General features: G+C 59.2%; 21 protein-coding genes. 12 read left to right on the top strand and 9 right to left on the bottom strand.

Annotated features, from left to right (window positions below; all coding sequences use genetic code 11):
* Positions 1-5 precede the first annotated feature (5 nt).
* Positions 6-1,256: a DNA cytosine methyltransferase gene (locus tag BMY19_RS25220; protein WP_100253297.1), complete on the top strand. Its 1,251-nt coding sequence runs from the start codon at positions 6-8 to the stop codon at positions 1,254-1,256.
* On the opposite strand, the gene BMY19_RS25215 is transcribed toward BMY19_RS25220, so the two are convergent.
* Both BMY19_RS25215 and BMY19_RS25210 read right to left on the bottom strand, forming a co-directional pair.
* Positions 1,212-1,661 (bottom strand): very short patch repair endonuclease, encoded by a 450-nt coding sequence (locus BMY19_RS25215; protein ID WP_100253296.1) that lies wholly within the window; start codon positions 1,659-1,661, stop codon positions 1,212-1,214. The genes BMY19_RS25220 and BMY19_RS25215 overlap by 45 nt on opposite strands.
* A 269-nt stretch (positions 1,662-1,930) precedes the next feature.
* The gene (locus tag BMY19_RS25210; protein ID WP_100253295.1) at positions 1,931-3,532 is read right to left on the bottom strand and encodes an ABC transporter substrate-binding protein; all 1,602 of its coding nucleotides are present in this window, start codon (positions 3,530-3,532) and stop codon (positions 1,931-1,933) included.
* Positions 3,533-4,053: 521 nt separating this feature from the next.
* On the opposite strand from BMY19_RS25210, the gene BMY19_RS25205 reads away from it, so the two are divergent.
* The gene (locus BMY19_RS25205; protein WP_100253305.1) at positions 4,054-5,604 is read left to right on the top strand and encodes an HNH endonuclease family protein; all 1,551 of its coding nucleotides are present in this window, start codon (positions 4,054-4,056) and stop codon (positions 5,602-5,604) included.
* 370 nt (positions 5,605-5,974) lie between these two features.
* Here BMY19_RS25205 and BMY19_RS30620 read toward each other — a convergent pair whose 3' ends face one another.
* On the bottom strand, positions 5,975-6,733 hold the full coding sequence (locus BMY19_RS30620; RefSeq protein ID WP_139215695.1) for a hypothetical protein: 759 nt from the start codon (positions 6,731-6,733) through the stop codon (positions 5,975-5,977).
* Positions 6,734-7,213: 480 nt separating this feature from the next.
* Between BMY19_RS30620 and BMY19_RS25200 the strand changes: the two genes are divergently transcribed.
* On the top strand, positions 7,214-8,701 hold the full coding sequence (locus BMY19_RS25200; protein ID WP_100253294.1) for a hypothetical protein: 1,488 nt from the start codon (positions 7,214-7,216) through the stop codon (positions 8,699-8,701).
* A gap of 282 nt (positions 8,702-8,983) precedes the next feature.
* Here BMY19_RS25200 and BMY19_RS25195 read toward each other — a convergent pair whose 3' ends face one another.
* The 4 genes from BMY19_RS25195 to BMY19_RS31465 all read right to left on the bottom strand — a co-directional run bounded on the left by BMY19_RS25195 (position 8,984) and on the right by BMY19_RS31465 (position 13,304).
* Entirely contained in the window at positions 8,984-9,697 is a 714-nt protein-coding gene (locus tag BMY19_RS25195) for a recombinase family protein (RefSeq protein ID WP_244535012.1), read from the bottom strand.
* A gap of 244 nt (positions 9,698-9,941) precedes the next feature.
* Positions 9,942-10,175 (bottom strand): hypothetical protein, encoded by a 234-nt coding sequence (locus BMY19_RS25190; protein WP_100253292.1) that lies wholly within the window; start codon positions 10,173-10,175, stop codon positions 9,942-9,944.
* A gap of 432 nt (positions 10,176-10,607) precedes the next feature.
* Complete coding sequence (locus BMY19_RS25185; RefSeq protein WP_100253291.1) at positions 10,608-12,740, bottom strand: phage/plasmid primase, P4 family; 2,133 nt, start codon at positions 12,738-12,740, stop codon at positions 10,608-10,610.
* Between the two features lie 456 nt (positions 12,741-13,196).
* The gene (locus tag BMY19_RS31465) at positions 13,197-13,304 is read right to left on the bottom strand and encodes a hypothetical protein (RefSeq protein ID WP_244535014.1); all 108 of its coding nucleotides are present in this window, start codon (positions 13,302-13,304) and stop codon (positions 13,197-13,199) included.
* Between the two features lie 704 nt (positions 13,305-14,008).
* Here BMY19_RS31465 and BMY19_RS25175 point away from each other — a divergent pair.
* Positions 14,009-15,172: a tyrosine-type recombinase/integrase gene (locus BMY19_RS25175; protein WP_100253290.1), complete on the top strand. Its 1,164-nt coding sequence runs from the start codon at positions 14,009-14,011 to the stop codon at positions 15,170-15,172.
* Between the two features lie 172 nt (positions 15,173-15,344).
* Positions 15,345-16,547, top strand: a complete 1,203-nt coding sequence (locus tag BMY19_RS25170; protein WP_100253289.1) for a DUF3644 domain-containing protein — start codon at positions 15,345-15,347, stop codon at positions 16,545-16,547.
* Between the two features lie 11 nt (positions 16,548-16,558).
* Here the strand turns inward: BMY19_RS25170 and BMY19_RS31675 are convergent, their stop codons facing one another.
* A complete protein-coding gene (locus BMY19_RS31675; protein WP_280141644.1) occupies positions 16,559-16,684 on the bottom strand; it encodes a hypothetical protein in 126 nt (41 codons plus the stop codon).
* Between the two features lie 269 nt (positions 16,685-16,953).
* Here BMY19_RS31675 and BMY19_RS30615 point away from each other — a divergent pair, with 269 nt between their 5' ends.
* Complete coding sequence (locus BMY19_RS30615; RefSeq protein WP_139215694.1) at positions 16,954-17,550, top strand: hypothetical protein; 597 nt, start codon at positions 16,954-16,956, stop codon at positions 17,548-17,550.
* 207 nt (positions 17,551-17,757) lie between these two features.
* Here BMY19_RS30615 and BMY19_RS25165 read toward each other — a convergent pair whose 3' ends face one another.
* The gene (locus BMY19_RS25165; RefSeq protein ID WP_100253288.1) at positions 17,758-18,933 is read right to left on the bottom strand and encodes a tyrosine-type recombinase/integrase; all 1,176 of its coding nucleotides are present in this window, start codon (positions 18,931-18,933) and stop codon (positions 17,758-17,760) included.
* Positions 18,934-19,384: 451 nt separating this feature from the next.
* On the opposite strand from BMY19_RS25165, the gene BMY19_RS25160 reads away from it, so the two are divergent.
* The 6 genes from BMY19_RS25160 to BMY19_RS25135 all read left to right on the top strand — a co-directional run bounded on the left by BMY19_RS25160 (position 19,385) and on the right by BMY19_RS25135 (position 22,754).
* Positions 19,385-19,753 carry a hypothetical protein gene (locus BMY19_RS25160; protein WP_056532229.1) on the top strand — a complete coding sequence of 123 codons (369 nt, stop codon included), beginning with the start codon at positions 19,385-19,387 and terminating at the stop codon, positions 19,751-19,753.
* 124 nt (positions 19,754-19,877) lie between these two features.
* Positions 19,878-20,444 carry a hypoxanthine phosphoribosyltransferase gene (hpt, locus tag BMY19_RS25155; protein WP_020094392.1) on the top strand — a complete coding sequence of 189 codons (567 nt, stop codon included), beginning with the start codon at positions 19,878-19,880 and terminating at the stop codon, positions 20,442-20,444.
* A 163-nt stretch (positions 20,445-20,607) separates the two neighbouring features.
* On the top strand, positions 20,608-20,973 hold the full coding sequence (locus BMY19_RS25150) for a response regulator (protein ID WP_007567202.1): 366 nt from the start codon (positions 20,608-20,610) through the stop codon (positions 20,971-20,973).
* A gap of 104 nt (positions 20,974-21,077) precedes the next feature.
* Positions 21,078-21,407 carry a hypothetical protein gene (locus BMY19_RS25145; protein ID WP_020094391.1) on the top strand — a complete coding sequence of 110 codons (330 nt, stop codon included), beginning with the start codon at positions 21,078-21,080 and terminating at the stop codon, positions 21,405-21,407.
* A 64-nt stretch (positions 21,408-21,471) separates the two neighbouring features.
* Entirely contained in the window at positions 21,472-21,849 is a 378-nt protein-coding gene (locus BMY19_RS25140; RefSeq protein WP_020094390.1) for a hypothetical protein, read from the top strand.
* Between the two features lie 350 nt (positions 21,850-22,199).
* On the top strand, positions 22,200-22,754 hold the full coding sequence (locus tag BMY19_RS25135; protein WP_100253287.1) for a class I SAM-dependent methyltransferase: 555 nt from the start codon (positions 22,200-22,202) through the stop codon (positions 22,752-22,754).
* Positions 22,755-25,755 lie beyond the last annotated feature (3,001 nt).

The raw sequence follows: 25,755 nt of genomic DNA, 5'->3' as shown, positions 1-25,755 counted from the left end.
GGCCGATGAGGACGCCCCTTGCGATCAGCCTTTTTAGCGGCGCTGGCGGCCTGGACCTCGGCTTCGAGGCAGCGGGCTTTCGCACTGTCGTGGCGCTTGAGCTGGACGCGCGGTGCGTTGAGACCTTGCGCGCAAACCGCCCATGGCCGGTTATCGAGCGCGACATTGCCAAGGTAACGACGAAGGAGCTGCTGCGAACCGGCGGCCTTAAGCCTGGCCAGGCCGATGTCCTGATCGGTGGGCCGCCGTGCCAGCCGTTCAGCAAGGCAGGCTTTTGGGCAACAGGACAAGCGCGCCGACTTGATGATCCCCGAGCCTCGACGCTCGACCATTACCTCCGTGTGCTCGCAGAGGCGCAACCTCGCGCTTTCCTACTAGAGAACGTCGAGGGTCTCGGCTTCCGAGGCAAAGATGAAGGCCTGCGCCTCATCCGCGATGCGCTGAGCACGATCAACGCGGCCACGGGCTCGCGCTACTCGGCCTCGGTGGCTGTGCTGAACGCCGCCGACTACGGCGTGCCGCAGCTCCGGCGGCGGCTCTTCATCGTCGGCGCGCGTGAAGGCAGCCAGTTCCGCTTCCCATCACCAACCCACGCTGATCCGCTGTCTCTTGATCTGGCAGCCAACTCCGAGCGCTGGCGGACAGCTTGGGACGCCCTCCACGATGTGGATGAGGCGAACGATCCTATGCTCCAGATGAAAGGGAAGTGGGCAGCGCTAATGCCTTCGATCCCAGAGGGGCAGAACTACTTGTGGCACACGGCGCGGGGCGGCGGCGAGCCGCTGTTCGGCTGGCGTCGTCGTTACTGGTCGTTCTTGCTGAAGCTTGCCAAGGATCAGCCGTCTTGGACGCTTGCCGCTCAGCCGGGACCGGCAACTGGACCGTTCCACTGGTCTGGGCGCCGGCTGTCCGCGCGCGAGATGGCACGCCTGCAAACCTTCCCGGAGAACATCAGCTTCGCAGGTTCGCTCGCTGACGCTCAGCGACAGCTCGGCAACGCGGTTCCCTCGCTATTAGCTGAAGTGATTGCAAGGGCCATTCGAGAGCAGTTGCTCGGCCTCCCTGTCACGCCTGAGGAGCCGATGCTCGCTGTGCGAGTGGCCCCGAAGCCTGCTCCGCCGCCAAGCCAGCCCACTAAGGTCCCACCGGCCTATCACGCGCTCCGTGGGGACCATGACGCCCATCCGGGAACAGGTCAGGGTTACGGAGCCTCAGCTCGCGCTCAGCGGTCGAGCAAACTCATCGCTGCCGAGTAGATATGTCCGAAGTCGATCGCGAAGAGCGTCGAGATCCTTCAGCTCGCACTCCCAGAGCACGAGGACGCGCCAGCCGAGGGCTCGAAGTGCCGCATTTGTCCGCACGTCCCGCTCAACGTTCCGGGCAAGCTTGGGGTGCCAGTAGGCAGTGCGAGAGCGAGGCAGATTGGCGTGCCGGCAACCCTCATGTTGGTGCCAGAAGCACCCGTGAACCTGTATGGCCACCCGATGTCGCGGCAAGACGATGTCAGGTGATCCAGGCAAATCACGTCGATGGAGCCGGAAGCGGTAGCCCAGAGAGTGAAGCGAACGACGGACAAGCAGCTCTGGCTTGGTGCCGCGGGCCTTATTAGCTCGCATCACTCGCCGAGTGCTTTCGTGTGCGTCCTTGAAGCTATTACCCATTTTACATGTCTTCAGAAATGATTTCTTCATAGCAGCGTTATTTAGATGACGGTAGTATTTCCACCCAATTTGTAATGCTGGTGGTGGAAAGCAGACGCTTGGTACACCCACCGAAATGTCTGAGATAGGCGAAAACGCGACCTTCCGCTGTCGAGCCGCAAACGCCAGAAGGGGGACGGCCTTAGCCGTATTCCCACCTCTTCTGACAAGCACGAAAACCAAGCCTCTACCCGGCGAGAACCGTCGGCTTCGTCACGATCGGTAGACCTCTAGGAGGCTCGCCGCACGTTCCAGAACACAGACAGGTTCTTGACCACGTCTTGGAGATCGTCCCGATAGGCGGTTCGGCTGAGATACTGCCCAAGGGGCAGGTAAGGCACCTCCTGCATCGCCACCGCTTGGATGTCGTAGGCGATCTTCCGGCGGCCGTCCTCGTCCGGCGCCTCGATCCATGCCCCACGCATCGCCTCGATTTGCGGAAGATCGGGCCAGCCGAAGAAGCCCGTCTGCACGCCGCCACAGCGCAGCACCTGCTCCACCGCTGGGTTCAGCATGTCGAAGCCGGACCAGTCGGTGCAGAAGATGTTCCAGCCGCCCTGGTCCGGAGGTGCCTTGTTGGCCCGGCGGGTGACCATGGTCCCCCAGTCTGAAACGGCGTGCTTCACGTTCATGCCGATGCGCTGGAGCAGGTCATTCATCACATCGCCCATCGCGGCCAGCCGCGGCATGTCGCCCGCCGCTAACAGGACGACACGCTCCCCCTTGTACCCGGCTGCGATCAGATCCCGCTTCGACTGCTCCAAATCGCGCGGACGTGTCAGCGCGTCGAGACCCACATCGGAAGCCATCGGTGTGTCAGGGGCGAACAGACCGACGCCGGTCCGGATCAGGTTCGGATCCGTGCCGTTGATCGCGGTCATGAAGTCCTCTTGCGAGAGTGCCTCCAGCAGCACGCGGCGAACCGCAGGGTTGTCAAAGGGCGGGTGCAGATGGTTCATCACCCCGGTGCCCATCGTCCCCAGCCGCCCCGATAACGGCGTGACGATCCCGCGGTCGGCTCCCAGTGTCGGAAGCAAGTCGTTGATCGGGTTCTCCCACCAGTCGACCTCGCCGTTCTTGAGCGCGGCTGCGGCCGTGCTGGGATCGGGCATAGTCGTCCACTCGACCCGGTCGAAATGCACCCGCTTCGGCCCGGCCACTCCAGAGACCTCCCCGTCCGCTCGGGGCACGTAGTCCGGATTGCGGTCGTAGACGACGCGGGCGCCGATGATGCGCTCGCGGGCATTGAACCGGAACGGACCCGAACCGACGACCTCGGGGAGTTGCTGCTTGGGGTCGAGGACAGCCAGCCGCTCCGGCAGGATCAGCAGCGCCGGGGGGCCGAGCTTCGACAGGGTCGCCAGCATCAGGCCGTAGGGCCGGTTGAGGCGGATGGTGAAGCTGCGATCGTCGGGGGCTTCCATCGCGTCGGTGCGTGCCAACAGCAATTGGCCCAGGTTGTCGCGCGGCGCCCACCGCCGGATCGAGGCGACGCAGTCGCGCCCGCGCACCGGCTCGCCGTCGTGGAACTTGAGACCCTCCCGCAGGCGGAAGGTCCAGCGCTTCCCGTCCTCCTCCACCGTGTAGCACTCGACCATCTGCGGCTGAGGCCTGAGATTGCCGTCGATCGCGAAGAGCTGGTCGAACACCAGCAGCGCGTGATTGCGCGTGACGTAGGCGCTCGTCGTGAGCGGGTCGAGGATCGTGACATCCGCCTGTGGCACGAAGCGCAGGGTCCGCTGACGAGTGCTCTGCGCGAGCGCGGGCCGGGTGGGGAGGAACGAGGCGGCGCCTACCGCGGCGGCGGCCCCAAGAAAGCTTCGACGCAGCATAGCCTGAGGCCTCGACAGTTGCGTTGGAAGCGACCTGTCCTCCCAGCCGAGCAGGCGGTACTTCCAGTCGCGCACACTACCATGGTGAATTGGCTTAGGCTGCCCCCCTTACCTTACACCGGCTCGAACATCGGGCGCTTTGTATGCTTTGCGGATGCCCGAGCGACGCTAAGGACGTCCGCGACGGGTCGGACGCGGCAGGGTCACTCCGGGTGCTTCTCTGCCGGTCTGCTTCAGGACGGCAAAGGTTCGGGGCGGACGTTCTGCAGTGCCTGCCCTCAGTCCGTCGACCAAGTTATCGCACCCTATCTCCCACGCGGGGCCACAGCACGACGTTGACCTAACATCTGGCTTCGGCTGGCTGGCGATCACGGGCGATGAATACCGATTGTCAGATTTGAAACACTAGCGGCAACGTTGCGTCCGGCGTGGCTAACATGTGCGTTGACACTATCCAAAATGGCCTTCGCTCTTGTTGAATTTTGAGGCATAGGAAGGGTCCGAACGAAGGGTACCTCTGCATGCCTCAACGCGTCACGCTAGATGCGATGATCCCTCGCGAAGATTTTGCGCGCGAGAGCGATCAAGTTTCGTTAAATCTATTCGGCGACTTTCCAATCTCGCACCTGGATCAGAATTCACCTTATATTCGCCTGATTAGAAAGCCGGATTTCCAGAGAGAAACCAATCACTGGAGCCCAGAGCAGCTTGCCACTTTTATTGCCAGCTTCGTTGATGCTGAGGTCATACCGTCTCTGATACTTTGGCATTCCCCGACCTACATCTTTGTTATTGATGGCGGCCATCGGATCAGCGCTCTTCGTGCCTGGGTCAATGATGATTACGGTGATGGGCCAATTTCACTTGCTTTCTACAAGGGTGAGATACCCAATGAACAGAGAAAGATCGCAACTAGAGCGCGCAACCTCATAGAGCAACGAGTGGGTCGCTTTTCCAAGCTTCGCGACCTCGCTGCAGCCGAAGGCGCACCGGAGATCATCAGGCGGCGCGCCACCGTTCTCCTTACACGTGCGCTTGCACTGCAGTGGATACAAGGCAACGCCGCCGCAGCAGAGACCTCATTTTTCAAGATAAATTCACAAGGAACGCCGCTCGACGAAACAGAAGAAATGCTAATAAAAAACCGAAAGAAGCCAATTGCTATCGGCGCGCGGGCAATTCTGAGATCTGGCTCAGGGCACAAATACTGGTCTTCATTTTCAGAGGAAAACAAGGCAGAGATTGAGTTAATTGCAAGGAAATTTTACAATTACGTATTCAAGCCAGAGGCAGAAAAACCAGTCAGAACTCTGGACATACCAATCGGCGGCTCAGTAGCCCCTATTGATGCACTTTCTTTATTGATTGATTTTCTGGAGATTGCCGGGTCGAGTTCAGCAATTCCGAAACCGATTGGTTCTTATGAGGATGATCACGACGGAACGGTCACGATTAAAGCACTCAATGATGCATTCCGGATAATTGAGCGCATTACTGGTAATTCGCCCGCTAGCCTTGGGCTCCATCCGGCGGTCTACTTTTACAATGAGCGAGGCCGCTACAGTCGCTTTCTCTTCCTTGGGATGACCTCGCTCATTGTAGAGAAAATCAAAAACAACGATCACAATTTTTTTAAAAAATACACATCTGCGCGCAATGAGCTGGAAAAGTTTCTGATTGCGAACAAGTCTCTTGTTACAAACATACTGCAAAATTTGAGCAAGAAGCAACGGGTACCAAAAATCAAATCTCTATTCGATTTTCTAATCAACAGATTTAGTAGCTCCCAGCCCGTTACGCCGGAAGACGCCATAACACACATAGGCTTAAGCGTTCGAATTTTTGATGTCAAAGCGGGCGACGCCGGTTCAGCGATATCGGACGAAACCAAATCAATGGTATTTATCCGAAATGCCATAGCCACGGCGATCAAATGCCCATTATGTAATGGGCTGATGGACCCCCAAAAGTCCATGTCTTATGACCATATTCAGCGAGTTAGAGAGGGTGGCAACGGCGAAGCCGGTAATGTTCAAATTGTCCACCCATACTGTAATTCTATTAGAAATTGAACGTCTTATATGGCGTGCTGCATTTTTAGAAATCCGGGCGCGAACTAGACTAGGCTGGACGCTGGGTCTTTTGGCTCGGCCAGCGGTGAAGCGCGGGTCTTTTCAAGTCCAACGGCCATTCGGCTTGCGCCCCAACACGACCGCAGAGATCGCCTAAGTAACTGCCGACGGCAGACGCAGTCAGGATGCCGATCAACGTCCGCTGAAGACCTTTTAAATTGATTGCAAGTCCTGTTCTCCCAGTTGCCAGATTTTGGCAACTGGGGGCATTGAGATGGTCCTCCAATCTTTGGAGCGGGTCGGTAATTCCGCATCCGTCGCAGCGCGTGAAATTGCTCACGGCCGAACGACCAGCCGGCAGTCAGCGTGACTAACCATCATCACCGTCCAAATCATCCTGCCGCAGATCTGGAATATTTTGAAGCTGTTTTATCAGACGATAAAAGGGTGCTTTCGATTGTATCTTGGAAATGCATCTATCTTTAGCTGCACCTGATACCCAGGATGGACCGAAAGCTACACCTGACTTCACCACTAGAGCATCAAGATTGAGGAGATCCAGAAAACTAGGATCTCGTCCATAATAAAGCTTGGCAATCTCGAAGCGCGTTCCGGAATACCCCCCTAATGATATTACTTGGTTCAAATGAATGGAATTTACTTCTACCACAACCTCTCGCTGTGTATTTTGATATCTGCCAATACCGTCACCGAAACGATGTATCTTCGGCTGCGCTTCAGCCACTGCGCGTCTGAAAGCGGCATCACTGTAAAGTCGATCTAGGTTGACGATTACAGATCCACGCGGTGGCACCAGCCCAAAAATAATTCCTTGCCAGCCCTCTGGAGGAACCCCACCTTTGATCTGTTGAGCAACGTCTAGTGCTACGGTCCAAGCCGACGAGGTTTCCGGCAATTGGAGAGTGTCATTGAGTTCGTATAAATGCCCTTTCTCCAGAGCCAACTGACGATAACACGGCGTTCCACATTTTCGAAATCTATCGGGCAAAGCGACAGCCTCTCGCTTTAATGCAGCCGCGTTGCGAGCTTTCTTGTTCGCACCGCCGCCAATCTGCCAGTCGTTGATTGCTTGGATAAGAGCAATAGGAAAGTCAGTGATTTTACTCATAGCTGCTCTGTGTAGCGTGATTGACACTGGAAAGCGCTTTACGAGGATATATTTCCCGGAACTAGTTCAGTATCGTTATCAAAATATCTGTATATATTTTCTAGATTGGGACACCCGTTCCGAAATCAACCAGATCTATCTGGTCGCAACACTCCCCGTAGCAAGCAGCCTGAGAGCAGCGTTGACCGAACAGTCACCGGGCAGGGATGGTGAAGCGGAGACGTCCACTGTGATGGATTATCGCTCGAGAGACGACAATCGCATAAAGGCCACAAGCACACGACCTGCAATCGGCCAAGGTGGCGGAAGGAACGGCTGTTAAGGCTCTCGGAAGTGGGCAATGGTCGGTCATCCAGCAGCTTTCACATAGGGTGGTTCGCCGGCCTTGGCAGCTCCCAAAAAGCCGGACGATCCTGGAGCATGACGGCCTTCACCCCTCAACGGCGCAGCGGTGATTGCCGAGGATAGCCAACGCGCCAGGTGAGACAACCCTACGTCGACCTGATACAACTTTTTCTTGTGCCACGCTTCTCTGAGCATTTTGCGCTCGGCCGCTCACAGCCCGAGTTGGATTTTGTCGACATCGATCTGACGGCGGACCTTTCGGTCTACGTCGATCCCTTCGCCATTTCCCTTTACCCCGACGATCTGAGCCGCCGCGCCAGCGATGCCATTGTCTGGTTTTTCCAGAGCGCGATCCAAGCAATCCGCGAGGGTCGCGAGGAGCAGGCCATTCGGATGCTCGGGAACCTTTCCGAGCCAAACGAGACGCGCCTCGGCGTCTCTCGCAACCGGCCCCAGGGACGCGGCGTGAGCGGCAAGCAAGCATTCGATCTGTATCGCAGAATTGCCAACAGCGGCGCGGCGAAGAGCGGCTTAGTAACTGACATCAGCGAGTGCGACCTCTTCATCGATGGCATTGGCCCTGACAAAATTTCTGATATGACGACGAATATTATCCGAGATCTGCTCATCGACTACACTGGACAGCAATGCGTGCTTCACGGCATTCCGACCCTTAGTATACCATCAGGCCCCATCTTTGATCACGAGCGTGGGATGTGGCGCGAGCAATACCGGCAGCTCCCGCGATATGGCGGAAGCAGGGTTATTTTGGTGCCAAAGATGTTCGTGCGCCGGCATCTAGCGCTCAACAGCCAGGATTACCTGAACAAACACGTCTTTGAATTCCTTCAGGCCGAGCATCTAAGTTCGGTGTCAGCCCTCGTCGAGATGCTCCAGAACGGCAACCTGCGGGTCACCAAGAAAAGCCTGAAGGAGAACTACCCCTGCACTAAGGAGTGGATGGCCGAATTCACGGCCGCAAACCCAGAAGTGCTGACAGCCTACAAAGCGCTGATGACAGACCTGGTGAAGGCCGAGCGCGGCAACGAGGCAGCCCGCCTTAACGGAGACATTGAGTACAACGAGGGCACATTTGCGCAGGCTCTGATCGAGAGCTTGATGCGGATACCACCGGGCAACGAACATGCCTCGGCATATCACAGCCTAATGATTGGCGTCATGGAGTTTCTATTCTGGCCGCAGCTCACCGCGCCGGCAAAGGAAGCGGAAATCCACGAAGGGCGGAAGAGGATCGATATCCTCTACACCAACGCTGCCGATAGCGGCTTCTTCCATCGGATGGCGACGCTGGGCAATGTTGTGGCGCATAAGATCCCAGTCGAGTGCAAGAACTACACTAAAGACCCGGTCAATCCCGAAGTCGACCAGCTCGCAGGGCGTTTTGCGCCCAACCGGGGGCGGCTCGGGTTTCTAGTCTACCGCAACACCACAGATAGGGACCGCCTAATTGCGCGCTGCCGGGATACGGCCGTCGAGGGTCGCGGCTTTATCTTGCCGCTGGGCGATGCCGAGGTCATCAGCATGCTTGAGGATGTCCAGCAGAGGCGTCGGGAGCGCGTTCATACGCAACTCGACATGATCTACCATCGGCTCATTAATTAGAATGTGACTGGACGGCATGGTTTTCGACGGCTTCTTTCTTGATCGAAAGTGCCCGCACCGACTTCATGATTGACCTTTGATCGGAGGCTTCTGATGCTTGATCGATATGCCCGCAGGCGGACGTCCCGAGCGTTCAGGATGGGTGGTGATCGGTCGCCCGGGCACGTTCGCTTTCACGTATCCGCCGCCCGGAAGGAAGCGGGCAGAAAATCACTCTACCCGGTTGTCAACCTCTGCCTCATCGACATCCTGAAGGCGGGCCTTTTCAGGGGCTGCAATCGGTCAGGAGTAGCCACTCGCAGCGTGAGATAAAATCCGGCCGACCTGCACAGCGCTCCACTGGCCACCCCGCACCGTCTCAATTCGCCTAGCGCTTAAGCCCGCGGCAATAGCTCGATGGGAGCCGGCGCCAGCCGAACGGATGGCCTCGATCACCGGCCGCACGTTGGCCGCGAACGCCTCGGCCTCGGCCCGGTTTGCGCTCGCTCCCTTTGCGCTCGCCTGGGCGAGATTGGTGCGGTTTCCGAGCAGCACACCGGGCGCCTTCAAACCCGCCATAGCGGCCCGGGTGCGCGCAGCGATCAAAGCCCGCTCCTTCTCGGTCAGGGCGGCATACAGGTGCAGCACAGCGGGGTCGACAACCTCGCCCAGCTCGGCCACTAGGAACGGCACACGCTGTGCCATGAGGCCGGCGATGAACGCGACGTCTCGGGACAGCCGATCGAGCTTGGCGACGACGACCGAGCACCGAAGTCGGCGCGCCGCGGCGAGGGCCGCTGCCAGCTCGGGGCGCCGATCCAAAGCGTCACTGCCCTTGCCGGTCTCGTGCTCCTCGTGCTCGGCCACCAAGGCAAAGCCGTTGGCATCGGCGAAGGCCGCGATGGCGGCGCGCTGCGCCTCGATCCCAAGGCCGCTCCGCTCCTGCTTGTCGGTGCTCACCCGTAGGTAGGCTACCAAGAGTTTCGGACTGGATGTGACAGGACCATGAAAACCCATGGTCCTGTCACACGACCCAATCCCGGCCGGCTTGCTCATTACGTCCCCCTCGCCCCGCTGCGCTGCGCTGCGGCGCCGCCGGAGGATGGAACATGGTCGGAAGCGAAGCAACCTAATAGACTGTATGAAATTCAGACAAAACACTTGACGACAAAGTGTCAGGGATACGTACCCCATTTTACTCAGAAAAATTTGAGACCAATAAAACACTATGCGCCAATTATTATTCTGAAATTTTTGAGTTTTACTTGGATGATAACAGGGAGGCGAGGTATGCCTGAAACCCGACCGGCGTGAAGGTCCCACCACCAGGGACGCGCGGGCCGACGGCCTGAGCGTAGAGGTGCGCCCACTTCCGCACCTGACCCGGGTCATCTGTCTCGGTGTCGAAGTCGCGCTGGAGGCTGAGCTGCCAGGTGGTGAGGGTGTCGAGCCGCTCCCCGCGCCGAGCCGCGAGCCAGATAAGGATATCGGACACTTGGTAGATCAGGGGCGAGCCCGACGCGCGCCGGAACCAAGCTGACGGTAGCGGAGCCGGTGTGAGACGGCGGTTGCGCCACACGTTCCAGCTTCCGGGATCAACCCTAAGGGCGGTTGTGACGGTGGCGGAGGAGACTACCGACCAGGCGAACACGCCCGGAAAGGCCACCTCGGAGGCCGGCGGGAGCCCCCTGAAGGGCGTCGTCAGCTTCCTCATAATAACCGTAGGCTCGGTCAGCGGGGTCGGATCACGGTTCATTGGGCTTACCCTTAAAACACCGCCCGGCCTCCACCATCGATGTACGCAGGCTGGGCGGCACAAGTTCCAAAAGTGCTAGTAGAGGAGGGGAGGGGGTAACTTTCCTCTGGAAATAAAAGAAAAATACATTTGAGGAAATGAAAGTTACCCCCTCCCCTCCTCTACTAGTAGTTAGTACCGTGACCGCAGACCGATCACTGTCTCGCCCGCCTGCGCCACCTCGATGGTGAAGCCGAGCTGCTTGAGGCGTGCGCTGAACTTGTCGAGCCCGAGTGGATGGATCTGCTCGTGCCGGCACGTCCACTGGTAAGCTTGGTGGAGGTCTTTCAGCAGGGCCGAGCCCTCGCGGACGCAGTTCTCATCCACGAACCGCTCAATCCGGCCAGCAGAGCGCCGCCAGTCGGCCGTCCGCTGGCGCACCAACTCCGGCACTTGGAGACCGTCGCGACTGTAAGCCTGCGCGCCCTCGATCAGCCACGCCAGGATACCCTCCGCCTCGTTCGCCAGCAGCTTCTCCACCAGCATCACGTCACGCTCGACCTCGGGCACGGTGTTATCGAATGGGATGAGGGTGAGACGGCGCCACACGGCCTCGTCGGCCTCGTCACAGGCCGGCAGATGGTTGGCCAGCATCAGCACCACCCCAGTCATCTCGAACTCCACCATGGCACGACCGTAGGGCGCGCGAGCCTGGATGCCGTCCTGGCCGGTGAGGCGCTTGATCAGCTCCTTGTCGAGTTTGCGTCGGCTGTCCGGCTCGGGGGCGAAGACAACGCGGGCGCCACGGAAGGCCATCAGGTCGGCCCGCGGCGCGTTGCTGGTGATCTCGGCGTCGCCGGCCAGGAAGGTCTCACCCGCGGGACGGATGAGGAGCGAGCCCAGCAGCCCGGACATCACCCGGGCGACAGTGGACTTGCTGTCCGCACCTTCGCCCCGCAGCATGAAGAACCGCTGCTCGCACGGGTTGCCCATTAGGCTGTAGCCTAGCACCCGCTGGAAGAACGGGCTCAGCTCACCAGGGAGCGCCCGCGCAATTACCGCCTTCCAGGACGGGCACGCTTTCCCCGCAGTGTAGGCGTAGGGGGAGGCGTGGGTCGCCAGCTTCTCCTTGGCGGTCGGCAGCAGCTCGCCGCTCGACAGCTCCACGATGCCGTTAGCGACCGGCAGGTAGCCAGGGAAGTTGTCAAGCTGCGCGAGTGTGACGACGATCCGCGGGTCGGTCTGGGCCACCTTCAGCGCTGAGTTGATCCGCTTGTTCTCGCCCGCCTGCTTGGCCCAGCCGAGGGCCTTCTCCTTGGCCTTAGTTGCCTTCTTGTCATCCTCTGCCGCCCGGATGGCCTCGGCCTCCGCCAGCATGGCCTGAGCCATCTCCAGGAAGAGCTGCACTATCCGGCCCGTCTCGTCGCGCTCCCAAATGTTGCCGTTCCAGATGAGCCACTGGTTCTCGTCGGCCACGAAGCGCAGGTCATCGCCCAGCTCGTCCACGAACCGGGTAGCTAGGCCGTGGTCGTTGGCGATGTAGCGCAGGACGCCGGGCTCCCACTTCATGGCCGACGCAACGACCGTATTCACCTCGGAGAGGTCGAGCGGTGGCAGGAAGGTGCTGTTCCGGGCGATGAGGGCCGTGCGGACCTCATCCTCCTCTGCACCGCGGGCGCGCAGGCGCCCCGCCTCGCGGGTGAGAGCCACGTTCCGGCCGCCCTCCTTCACGCAGCCCTTGCCGCCACCCGGCGGCTTCGGCTCGGGCTTGAGGAGGATGTCCAGGAGCCAGCCGGGCATCTCGGCGATCTCGAGGTCGCCAGGTGCGAGGCCCGGTAGCCACTGGTATGTATTGCCGTTGGGGTGGACGCTTGGCTCCACGACGATCTGGCCGCTGTCGGACTTGAGGTCGAGGCCGGGCAGGAAGCCGGTCCGGTTCTTGAGCTTCACGCCGCCGCTCACCCGGAACAAGTAGTGGAGCTTGCCCGAGCCGGTGCGCTGCGTTGGCGTCCGGGGCATCTGACCGTGCTTGGCGATGAGCCGGTCCAGCTCCTCCAGGTCGTCCACGTCGAACGCGACCAACCCGTCGCCGAGCACGATGCCGATGTTCTGCCGGTAGCCTTCGGGGAAGAAATCCGAGATGGTGTCCGCATTCGAACTGGCTTTGCGCTGCCAGTCTTTCACTCTCGGGCCCTTCATGCCGAGGGGGATCGGAATTACACGCAATCCGGCTAAACCGTAGCGGAGCGCATGCTTTCGCACAGAAGCCACATCGAATTCTGGGATGTCGACGTTGTCAAACGCCTCTTGAGATAGCATGTTCATTGACACAATCCTTGTATTCCACAAAAAACAAAAGCGGCTCAGATCTCTGGCGGAGATCTGGCCGCTTTTATAAGACACTACCACCCTCGCTTACGCAGATCGGCATCGGCCTGCATGCAATCGGGAAGCAACGTCAGACCATTGCCACCGATGATGTAGTAGTCACCACGATCCTTGATTGCGGCTCCGCAGTGGAGGCCGCGTCCACCTTCGCCGGCTCCGTGCTCGTGGATGCACCCACAACGTGGGCAAGCGATCCTCCACATCTCCTCGCCCTTACGAGATAGATGTCGCTGGATAACCAAGGCCATGGGCATGGTGACCGGACCGAACCGGGTCATTTCAGTCACCTCACCGATGCATACGGGAATATTCCTCTTCGCTGACATGAGCCGCATCCTCGATTATAAGAACAGATACACGGACATCTTTGCCAAGGTTCTATCTGAAGATTACCTAACGACCTGCCAGCCACGCTTCGAGATCGGCGCGCCGCATGCCGATGCGCCGGTCGCTCAACTTGATGACGCGGGGTCCGCGGCCGGTCGCGATCAAGCGCCGCATGGTGGAGACAGACAAATTCGCCGTCTCGCACGCGCTGCGGAAGCTCAAGACGACCGGGTGCAGTTGCAGGGTTACGGGCGCGCGCACGTCGCCCGCGGTCATGCCGTGCATGACGATCTCCAGTTCTCAAGGAAACTGGGTATCGGCCCGCGTTTCACGCTAAGCGTGTCGCCTGTGGGCCTCTAATCTGACCCGCACCCAGCATGCGAGCCCAAAATGTGATTAGGTGCTGATGATTGGAATTTGAACTGCTGCCGAGATAGGGCGCTACGAGCGCTCATGCAAGATCAAGATGGGTCAGAAACCATCAAATTCGGGGACACATCTCTCGGTCAATCCTTGAAATATATTCGGCATTAAAACGATCTGCGATAAAGATCGAACTGTAGATCCCACGCAAATCGGAAAAATTATTGGCTCTTTCAGCGTCGTTTTGATCCAGTTTGTACGAAACGTACTTTGGCCCTCTGCCCTTCAAAGGCCCATCTAGCCAAACGTTTTTGTAGATCAAGACTTCCGCGCGCTCGAAAAATCGCGCACTGATATCCCGGCCAATAATAGTTGCCGCGCTTATCGCCAATGCGTTGCCGTTTCTGCTTCTATGAAGTGTGCCACTCCACGATATGGGCGAAATACTTGATGGCGCCATTGGCATCACAAGTGTTCGCATTTACATCTCAAATTCTGATTTCCGGCTCCTACACATGCAACTGACTGACCAGTCCGTCCTCGCCCTTACTCGGCCGAAAGGCCGGCCGCAGCTCTACGTGTTCGACGACGAAGTCCCAGGCTTCGGGGCGCGTATCGGCGCTAGGACACGGGTCTGGATTATTCAGTACCGGAACCTCGCCGGTCAGACGAAACGCGAGACGATCGGCAAGGTTGGGCTCCTGTCCGCCGCCGACGCCCGCAAGGCCGGAGCCGAGATGCTTACGCGCGCCCGGCTTGCGCTTGAGCCACGTGCCGAATGCAAGGAGGCTTCCGCAGTCGTGACGATTGGCTCGCTAATTCCAGGATATCTAGCCGAGCGCGCTGAGCAGCTTAGCGAAAGCTATCTGAATGATTTGAAGCGATACCTTGAAGTTCGTCTAGAGCCATTGCATCCGAGGCCGCTGCAAGAATTGACCCGCGCAGAAGTGAAAGCTTGGCTTCTGACGGTGCGCGGCATATCGGCAGCCAATCAGGCTCGGGCAGCCCTATCAAAATTTTACAGTTGGGCCATCGCAAGCGGTCTGGCCGAAAAGAACCCCGTCGCGGGCACCGAGAAACGTGGGCGGCAGGTGCGACGCGATCGCGTGCTGAAAGGGGATGAACTGAAGGCTGTGTGGTGTGCCTGCGCCGGAAATGATGACTTTAGTCTAATAGTTCGCCTCTTGATCCTCCTCGGCCAACGGCGTGACGAGATCGCTAGAATGCGGTGGGAGGAGATCGACTTTGTCGACGCGACCTGGTCGCTTCCCGGCGAACGCACAAAAAACGGGTTGCCTCATGAGGTTCCCCTCCCGCCACTCGCACTCAAAATTCTGCGGCAGCGTGACGACCGAAGGCTCAGCGGCCGACGTCATGTCTTCGGCGTGTGGGACAACAACGGCTTCTCGGGCTTCTCAAAGGCGAAGGCCGCGCTCGATGAACGCTGCCCGTTCGCGACCCCGTGGCGGCTACACGACCTGCGCCGCACCTGCGCCACTCAGTTGGCCCGAATGCGTGTTCCACCTTACGTGATCGAGGCCGTGCTCAACCACGTGTCCGGCACCAAGGCGGGTGTGGCGGGCATCTATAACCGACATCTGTATGACGTGGAGAAGCGTGAAGCCTTGGAGTTGTGGGCTCGATACATCGAGGGCTTTGATGAAGCTCCGACCTCATAGCCAGATCCGCTTGTGCGCTGGGCGACCGTGCGGAGCAGGCCAGCAACATGGTACGTTTCGTACCGATCGGCTAACGGGTGGGTAGCAAGAAGACGGTGAGTGAAGCGACGAATGAGCTTGGCGGCTCGCGAGGAGGTTTGATAGCCTACCCAAGGTTGTTGCGGGTGCGGTTGTGGGGAAGCTGTTGGCTAAAAGTGGTCAGAACGCATCGCTCACCGCGCAAGAGAAGCGTATTGTCAAGGCATTGTTGAACAAAGGCTGGCGTAACCAAGACATTCATGCCCTGATCAATCACTTCAGACCCAATACCGTCAACAGCGGCCGTATCACCGGGATCAAAAAGGACGCATCGCAGACAGCTGCCTCAGATGACGAGGTTGCATTCTACCAGCTCAGGAAGCGTTCGTACGACGTTGCTACTGGTCTCAACCAGTACGATAACGAACGTCTAGTCCGTGCGCGCGAAGCGATGATACTTGCAGTTCAGATTTTCAACAGCCCAGCGCTTAAATTCAAGGCTGAAGTTTACTCTGTTTTGGCCAATATTGCATGGACATATTTGCTTCATGAGTATTACATTAGGAAGGGCATTTCGATAATGAATGGTGCGAACAGCATATCGCTCTCTGATATGCTGAAACGTTCCGATTGTCCACTTAGTGAAGAGATCAAGCTCAATCTCAAAGGCGTCAAAATTATCCGAGACAAGGTTGAGCATCTACTACTAGGCCGAGCGGATCTAAGATGGAGCACCCTCTACCAGGCATGTTGTTTGAATTTCGATAAGATGTTATGTCAGCTTTTTGGAGCCGATCTTACTTTATCAAAGGATTTATCCTTAGCTCTACAATTTGCGAAACTAAGCATTGAGCAAGCAAAAGAACTTAACAAGTACGATGTTCCGGCCGATATAGCAGCCATCGACGCATTGATTACTGAGGGAATGTCTCAGGAGCAAATTAATAACACCGAGTTCCAGTTCAAGGTCATCTATACCTTCAGTTCGGCGTCGAAGGGCAGCTCTCATTTCCAATTTGTAAGCCCTGAGACCGCCGAGGGCAAGGAAATACATAATGTACTATCGAAGAAGGTGCCTGCCGATGAACTGTTCCCCCACAAGCCCGGTGCAGTAATTTCGCAGGTTGCGAAAGCCAGCGGTAAAAAGTTCAATTCCGCAGATCACACCAGGGCATGGAATTTATATAAAGTTCGCCCACGGGGTAATTCATCCAAGCCTGGGGGCACCGACAAGCGCTACTGTTGGTATAATACGGCTCACAAGGATTACACATATTCCGATGCTTGGGTAAAATTTCTGGTAGGCGAAGTCAGCGACCCACAGAAATACGCCGCCATTCAAAACACGAAGATTTAGTCATTCGGTTTTTACAGCGACACGAACAGGAGGTCCTTGCTAGGCAGGAACATGTGCTCGGGGATCAACCGGTCCGGGCTGTCCGACAGGGAGCGCAACTCGAAGGAGATGCTCTGGCCGGAGATCAGGTCCTTCACTCCATTTGCGGCGTGGCATGGCAGAGTGGTGGCCGTGTACCCTCTCGATAGCCCCTTCTGCCGCCTAGCATCCGTGGCCTGGGCGGGGTCACCAACCTGCCCTGCCGGCAGCCCGGGATCACGGTGCGACCGTTTCCCGAACTCTCGGTGATCAAATAGATTGCTTTCTGCCTACTATCCGCGACAAAAAGGGAAATTGATAGCTCAGCCTCTTGTGAATGGCCGCTGGCAATGATTAAGCGCGCAGTCCCAGCACCTTGAGGTCTGAGATGTTTGGCTCAAGCAAAAAAAATTACGATCCCGACGATGACGCAGTTTTCTATATATGCGCAGCAGCAATTCTAATTATAGTTGCCATACTTGCTGTTCTAAATTTAATATACCCCGGTAAGGTCCAGCAATATCAATGGCTTCCGCTGGCAATGATAGTTGCGGGCGCAAGCGGGATCTGGATAGCCTCATACCGTCCAGGCACCAATTGGAGTACATACCTTGCGTATGGCTTAATAATATCAGGATTTTCCGGTCTTTTGGGTAGTTTGTATCTTTACGGAATGGGTACTATTGTCGATGTAAGCAAATACTTCAAGCAATCTTTATCGAATGCGATCTACTTTATGCTCGTTGTTGCACAAACTTTTATGATCGGCGGTCTATCAGCTGATCGCTTCCGTGTTCAAGCAGCGAAGCCATCCATTGTAAAAAGGGCAGCCGAAAGTGTGTTCGGCGGGCTAAGGAGATTTTCTGGCGCTAAACAAGACAAGAATACGATTGAAAAATGGCTACCTGCGATAACGGCTGGCATAACTGCATCAGGACTTATTGTGCCAGCCGCAATTCAGCTTATAAGCAAGTGGCTCAAATAATCTTTAGGTGATAAGGCAGATTGCCCTACCTTTGATAACGAGCCTCATTCAGCCGCCATCGAGAAGGTCGTATCGACACCGTCCAGCAGGTGCTGAACCGAGAGCACGATCAGGTCGACGCCCTGGTGGATGCATGCCCTTGAAGACCCCGTTTAGGCCTCTCTGAGGCAGCCTAGTGAACTCCACCGTAAAATGATCCTCGGTCGCTTATTCAAGTGATGAGAGTGCGAGGACGTGTGCGGCCCAGAGGTCAAGGGCTTCTCGCTTTTCACGAGCATAGGTCGCCCGATTGTAGATGCCGGCGACACCTGCTTTTGAACCCGAGATGTGGTTTAGGACGGCTTCCACGACATGTGGCAGAACGCCGATGCTGGCCATGCCGGTGGCTGCCGTCCTTCGGAGATCGTGAAGCCGCCAAGGTGCCATCGCCAGTCCAGACGCGGCGATCCGCTTATCCATGCGCTCCTTCGAGTTCGACCACCCGCTGAATGCTCCAACACCATAACCGAATAGGAGGCTGCGGCCCTCGGTCCGCGGGTGTGCCCCCAGGATGTCCAGCGCAGGACGGGATAGGGGCACCTCATGGACGAGACCATTCTTCGTTCGCTCAGCCGGAATGGTCCAAACAGCCGCGGCCAAGTCCAGCTCGGTCTCCCTCATCGAGCCGACCTCGTCACGGCGCTGACCCGTGAGCAGGAGGAGCCGCACGATCCGGCCGTAGGTATCGTCCCGGCAGGCTAGCCAGATGGCACGCAACTCCTTCTCGTTCAGCACGCGGTCTCGCGCCTTCTCGTCGGCCGGCTTGTTGGTACCTACGACTGGGTTGCTATCTGCGAGCCCCTCTCCCATCGCCCAAGTGAACATGGCTGAAAGCGCGGAACGAGCACGAGCAGCTTTGACCCGGTGGCCGTCGACAGCGATCAGATTAAGTTGGGTGGCCACGTTCGCCCGCTTGATCTCGTTTACTGGCATGCTCGTGAGAGGCTGCCAGTCTCGCTTGAGATGCCGTTCGACCTGCTCAAAAGATCGTGATCGGAGCCGGCTCTCGGCCTGCTTCAGGTACGCCTCGGCGACAATGCCGAGTGTCACCGCCGCTCGCACCTTGGCGGCTGCCTTCTCGGCATGAGGGTCGATGCCGACCTGAACGCCGCTCAGAAGATCCCGAGCGCGCTTCCGCGCTTCATCAAGCGTGAGCGTGCCCACTTTGCCAACGACCACCCTGCGCGTGCGTCCATCCCTGGCGCGGTACTGGATTAGGTAGTTGCGTGAGCCACCCGCGTTCAGCTTCACGCCGAAGCCCTTCAGCGTGTCGTCCCAGGCGTAAAGCTCACTTTTGCCGACTGGTAGGGCCAACGTCTCGATTGACGTTTTGGTGAACCGCACAGGACCATCTCCAGGAAGCAGGCAGGAAGCAGGCGTCCGACATTCCTGGCATTTTCTGAACGCCTCTGGCTACCTCAGACTTGAGGTTCCCGCATAAAATCAGTGGTTTATACCCATTCTGGCGGCTCCTGGATGCACGCGCTCGCAGATTGTGGATCTGGGGGTCCCCCGTTCGAGCCGGGGCGGTGGTACCATCCATTCAGCTCGACAGCGCGAGGGGTTGGCGGATCGCCAGCCCCTTTTGCTTGTGCGCGGATGGCACCGCGCCGTATCAGGGCCAGCCCGAACCCTCACCCCGCCCCGATCGGAATTGACGGGACCGATCCTCGCGCCGGAGCCGGCCTGTACACAGGCGGCCGCTCCAATGCTCATGCACGTTATAGAATCGCCAAATTTGCTCGCATACCGTCCCGTTTGGGAGAAGACTATTTTCGTTAGCGTGAAGACTGCCATGAAGAGCACGACACAGCAGGATCAGCTCGAGATCGTGAGCGACCTCGCGGCCTCGCTCGCCGACCGGATGCTGATGGAGCGCCTGACACAGGGGAAGCTGCCCCTCGCGAACGCGAGTCGCCTCTGGACAGCCTCGCTGCTCCTGGAAGAGCACGCGCGGCCCATCCCGCGCATCGTGACGGACGTCCTCGAGCAGGTCCGGCACGTCGAACCGGACGACCCGGACGACGACGCGGTCGACGGGGACGACGCCGACGGGACCTATGCGGGGCCGGACCTGGCCGCGGCGCGGCGACCGGCCCGGCCGGCGCGCCGGCGCGGGCTCACCCGCTTGCTCCGACCGTTCCGGCAGGCGGCCGAAGGCTGACCCGCGTCGACGGCGCTGGACCATCTGGCGGATCCGGAGTTCCCCGCGCGCGCCCGGGACGCTAAGACCGTTCCCGAGCGTGGCGGCGGGCGCCGCCGCGCCAACGGGCTTCGGGACACGAGAGATGAGCATCCCTGAACGGCGCGTCCGCACCCTGTTCGACGAGGCGGCCATCGCCAAGCGCAACGACGAGCTCGCCCGCGAGATCCTCGCCGCGCGGCCCGAGAACCTCCTCGTCGTGGCGGTGCTCAAGGGCAGCTTCATGTTCGCGGCCGACCTGCTCCGGTCGCTGCACCGGGTGGGTCTCGCCCCGCAGGTCGAGTTCGTGCACCTGTCGAGCTACCGCACCGGGACGGTCTCCAGCGGGCAGGTCGAGATCCTGCGCGACGTACAGAGCGAGGTGCGCGGGCGGGACGTGCTGCTCGTGGACGACATCCTGGAATCGGGCCGGACCGTCGTCTTCGCCAAGGACCTGCTGATGGCCCGCGGCGCCCGGCGCGTCCTCACCGCGGTGCTGCTGGAGAAGCCCGGCAAGCGCGCCGTGACGATCGACGCGGATTTCGTCGGCTTCACCTGCCCCGACGTGTTCGTCGTCGGCTACGGGATGGATGCCGCCCACGCCTTCCGCCAGCTGCCCTTCGTGGGCGTGGTCGATTACGGGGACGGCGCCCCGGACCTGTTCGACGCCTGACCATGCCCGCGGCGCGGCATTTTCGCCGCGGGCCGCGACCCGCGGGACAATTCAGCCTGCGACGACTTGACAGACGGAGAATTCGTCTGCGTCTGTCGGTATTTGGGCGCGCGCGGCGTCGCGACGCGGCGCGCGCGGATTTCGGGGACGGTTACGGGACCACATGGCGCGCATCCTCCTGGTGGATGACGAAGAGACCGTCCGGGGCTTCCTGAAGCGGGGGCTCGAGATCGACGGGCACGCGGTCGTCACGGCCAACGACGGCAGCGACGGGCTCGACCGCCTCAACGAGGCCGACGGCGGCTTCGACCTGATGCTCACCGACATCCGCATGCCGCTCATGGACGGCATCGCGCTGGCCCTCGCCGCCAAGCGCGACTTCCCCGACCTGACCATCCTGCTGATGACCGGCTTCGCCGATCAGCGCGAGCGCGCGCGCGGGCTCGACGCCATCGTCACCGACGTGCTGACCAAGCCCTTCTCCCTGGCAGATCTGCGCGCCACGGTGAGGCGGGCGCTCGCCGCCTGAGCCGGGCGAGACCGGTTCAGAAGAACTTAAACATTGCTCTTAGGTTGAGCTTCACGAAAGCGTGGCATCTTCGGTCCGACTGATCAGACCGAGCACGGAACGCCATGTATCGCCGGGACCGGGACATCGACGCGGCGGCGTACCAGGCGGACCGCTACGGCTGGGAGCCGGACGACAGGGACTGGGACGACGACCGCGACGCGCGGCGGCCGCGCAGAGGCGTCGTCGGCCGGCTTTTCTCGCCGACGAAGCTCGCCCTCCTCGCGGTGCCGGCCGGGCTGTTCCTGTACGGCAGCTTCGCGGATTGCAGCGCCCGCCCGGCGGCGGGCTGGCTCGGTCTTGTCGGGGCCGGGGCCTGCGCCCGTACCGAGATGCTCGGCAACGTCCTGTCGATCCAGGACAACCTCGCGCTCCTGAAGCGGCTCATCGACTGAGCGCCCGCTCAAGGCCCTTCCGCGCTCCGCCGATCCGCTCCGAACCGACCTCCGCGAGGCCGCCATGTCCACCCGCCCGCTCCTCCCGGCCTCGTCCGGCCGCGCCTCCGACGCCCTCGAGGAGGCCCAGTTCCGCGCTCGCATGGCGCGGGTCGGCCCGGACGGCGCGCACCGCACCCCGCGCCGGAACCGGGCGCCCGAGCGGCGGCGCGGCTTCCGGCTCGGCTGGAAGGGCTGGCTCGTCGTCGACTGCCTGGTCGTGCTGCTGGTCGTGGCAGGGGTGGTGGCGTGGCCGCCGGTCCAGTCCTGCCGCAACCAGGACCAGACGGTCGGGTTCTACGCCGGCGATTCCGTCGGCAAATGCATCCGGCGCGGCATCGCTGACCGCCTCGACACCGCCGACCAGCGCCTCAAGAGCCTGATCCGCCGCTCGGGCCATTGAGGGCCGGCCGCGCAGATCCTGGCGCGGCTCGGATTGAGCGGCGCTTGTACGCCGTTTCTGCGAACCGAGTATCTGTCTCGCGCGCCCCGCCACCTTCCGTTCTCAACGCCCCCCACGCGGTGGCGGCGGGTCTGAACCGGTACGCCTGTGCCGACCAACGAAACTATTGATAATATTTCACATCCAACGCTCGAAATGTTCCAGGGCGCCCATACATTGGTGCCGTATTACACCAATGGACGAGTGCTCATGCCCGGATATCGAAATCCGGGCCTAGCTTCCCTCTCGACGGCGACTACGTTGTCAAAACTGAGTTGAATCGAACGCCATATTCCTGGCTGCGCGAACGCATGGAGCGCAAGAGCCGGCACTTCAGAACGTTCGCCGACGACATGAAGCAATTCGCCGATTTCTCGGACGTCGCTGACCGCGACCTCGACGGCCGGACACCGCTCCTGCCGAACGGCTACTTCAGCTACGGCGACGCATTGGCCCTGACGACTGTCCTCGCCACACGCAGGCCAGCCCAGTATGTCGAGGTCGGAAGCGGCAACAGTACGAAATTCGCTCGCCGCGCAATCGGCAAGTACAAGCTCGACACCAAGATCGAGTGCATCAACCCCAATCCGCGCTCAAGCGTCCGCGACATTGCGGATAAGTGGATTTCTAACGGCCTCCTCGATGTTGACCCGTCCTACTTTCAATCGCTGAAGGGTGGCGATGTGCTGATGCTGGATGGCAGCCATCTCCTGTTCCATGGCAGCGACACGACGCATTTCTTCCTGCGAATCTACCCGCTTCTCCGACCGGGCGTGATCATGCATGTGCACGACATCCATCTGCCATATGAGTATCTTGAGACTGCGACAGGCTTTTTTGGAACGAGCAATACATTCTCGCCATGATGTTTTACTATAAGCCTGCGTCCGACATTATCGCTCCGATCAAGTACAGGCATCTTGAGGGCATGTGCGACGAGGGTGCCGGCTTCTGGTTCGAGGTCTAGCGGGATCCGCACCGGAAATCGCCATCGCTTCTGACACATTGGCAACCGCTCGGCATACGCATGGCGGTGAACGGAATGACGGGCAGGGAATATGTGAGCGATACGGCATTTCGCGCGCATCCAACGGCGAACGGGCTTCGCGTTGATGCGATCATCGGAGGCCTTCTACGCTTCTATACGAACGCGCGGAGTACCGGACGATGCCTGGGCTGACCTGGCGGCCCGCCGGTCCGGGCGAGCCCTCCCTCGGAGGCCAGGCCACCCCGACCGGATCGGCGGCGGCCGCGCCGTGGCGCTGATCCACGGCAACAGCCCCTGCTGCTCGCGCGAGCGGCGCCCTCAACGAACTTCACCCTCGACGGGGATACGTTGGGTCGGACCAACCCTGCCTGCGCAGATGGGGATCGACCCGGTCGACGAGAGCTTCCCGACCTGTCGGACGCGGCACTGGGCTCGAAGGTCGAGCGCGCGCAACACCCGCACGCCACGGTGCGGGCCTGGACCGGGGTCCCGACCTCCATCGGCCTCGGCCCGACCAAACCCTGCTTAAATGGTGCCGGCGCGCGGGGCGGGTGAGTCGGCACGGCTGGAACACCAAGTTGTCGATTCGTACGCAGCGGGACACGACGCAGGTGAGCAATCTGCTGGTGATTGACGCGTGAGCGGTCGTATCACCGACCACGTGCCGCCGACTCCAGCTCAGGCGCGCATAGCCGATTGTTAGCCATAGGCCTCCGACCGAGCCAGCGCGTGCAGCGAGCGAGGCGCGCGCACGGCAGTGGATCCTGGCACGCTCTGCAATATCGATGGCTGTCGAGGAATTTGGGCATCAAGCCTTCTCTAAGCCCACACATGTTAGCCATTCGGATATGGTGATACGTTCAATAGCGTAATCTTCTTTATAATATCCAAATTTCCCATTCGGAGGTACGATCCGGATTAAGATATCAATCCCGGCTTCCGGGAGGGACGGAAACGATGACTCTGAGTGAACGCCTCTTCCTGACGAAAGGGCGGCCGTCCGGCTTCGATTATATGCGAATTGGTCTCGCCGCAATGATAGTGTTGTGGCACACGGTGATAGTTTCTTATGGCATAGAAGCTCAAAGATGGCTCATTTTGGGACCGTCGCGGCCAATATGGGCCATGATACTTCCCATGTTTTTCGCACTGAGCGGATTCCTCGTTTCCGGAAGTCTAGAACGCTCTCGAACGATCGTTGGGTTCTTGGGACTTCGACTAATTCGCATCTTCCCTGCGCTGGCAGTGGAATCGACAATAGCAATGATGATCGTTGGAGCGCTGTTCACGTATTACCCGCTCCCAAAGTATTTTACGGATCCAGGTTTTTGGTCCTATACTTTGAACATGATAGGCGTCGTTCGTTATTATCTCCCCGGCGTCTTTACTGATAATCCAACTACGCAGGTGAACGCGCAATTATGGACACTTCCTTACGAATTGTATTGCTACATATTGATATCTTTATTTTACATAATCGGTTTCTACAGATCGGAAAAACTGATTTTGTTCGGCTGCCTGGTGATGCAAGTCTTAGTCATGATCACCATTTATACGCGAACTCAGGTTGACGAAGGGACTGTTCGCGGACCTGTGCTTGTCTTATCCTTTCTGTACGGCGCGTATCTCTATCGAGTCAGAGATCGAGTTCCATATAGCGCCCCGATTTTCTTCGCATGCGCCATTGCCATGGTTGGGTTTCTTTATCTTCCGATCTTCAATGCCCTCTCCGCACTTCCTGCCGCCTATGTGACTATCTATTTGGGGATGCGGAATCCGACACGGTCCGCAATTGTGTCAAGCGGAGATTATTCATATGGCATTTTCTTGTATGGATTTCCGATACAACAGGCAGTGTCTGCAGTTTTTCCGGATCTTCGGCAGTGGTGGACTAATTTTCTAATTTCGACCCCGATAATAATTTCGGTTGCCTATTTTTCATGGCATTGCATTGAGAAAAGAGCACTCCCCCTTCGGGGTCCGTTGATGAAATTCGAAAGCTGGTGCATGTCTTATTGCAGAAAACTACTTCATACATGTAAAAACGGGATCGCATTCGACCTGAAGAGCAGATAGGTATCTCGTCAATTTAGATGTATCTGCACACGGGGAGCAACAGGAATATCAAAAACTGAATTCAGTATCGACCGCACATTCTAGATATCTGGATCCTGTCCTGTCAGGACGATCCCTCCCAGCGAAGCCGCTACAAGTCGCGAGCGGTTTCGTCGTCGACCCCGCTACCCGGGTGCGATCAGGATGCACGTGCACGCCTTGCCAACAGGTCTCCGCCTGCGGCGATCGGTCGGGGAGGCGATCACCCATTCGATGATCTGGCAGGCGACCCTACCACTGACGCCGCTTCCCTGCGCGAAGCCGCTCAACCGCTCCATTACGCGTTCGGCAGTCGCCGCTCGGGCGGCACCGGGATCTATCACGCTCACCCCTATATCGAGTGCCCCAGCAGGATCGCGGTCCGAACCATGTTGCGCTTTCGAGCCGGCTTGTCGGCGGCGCGCAACAGCCGCGCGAGTGTTCTGTCGAATGGTCGCGGTGATGTCACGGCGCCGACCCTTCGGAAGCGGGTAGGTCCTGCCGGCGCGGTCGGCCAGCACCGCGACGACCACGGCGCGGATCGCCCGATCGGTAACCTCGCGGTCTCGCGCAGCTCGGCGAGTCGAGGGTTCCTTGGCCATTCACTCCCAAACCGTGGACTTTGCCATGAACTGTGCCGCCTCCCGCATCGCTCGGGCGCCGGCCTTCTTCGGCCCACTCCAAGGGTTGCGCGCACGCACGATGAACGGAACGTGCCGAGATGTGTGCCTTGACGAAGCGCCCCCAAACGTAGTCAAAAGCGCCTCTGACGCACCGAAACCGCC

It is taken from the genome of Methylobacterium sp. UNC300MFChir4.1, assembly GCF_900110155.1.
GTDB lineage: Bacteria > Pseudomonadota > Alphaproteobacteria > Rhizobiales > Beijerinckiaceae > Methylobacterium.
The sequence above is the reverse complement of the archived record's forward strand: the minus strand, read 5'-3'. Positions and strand labels throughout refer to the sequence as shown.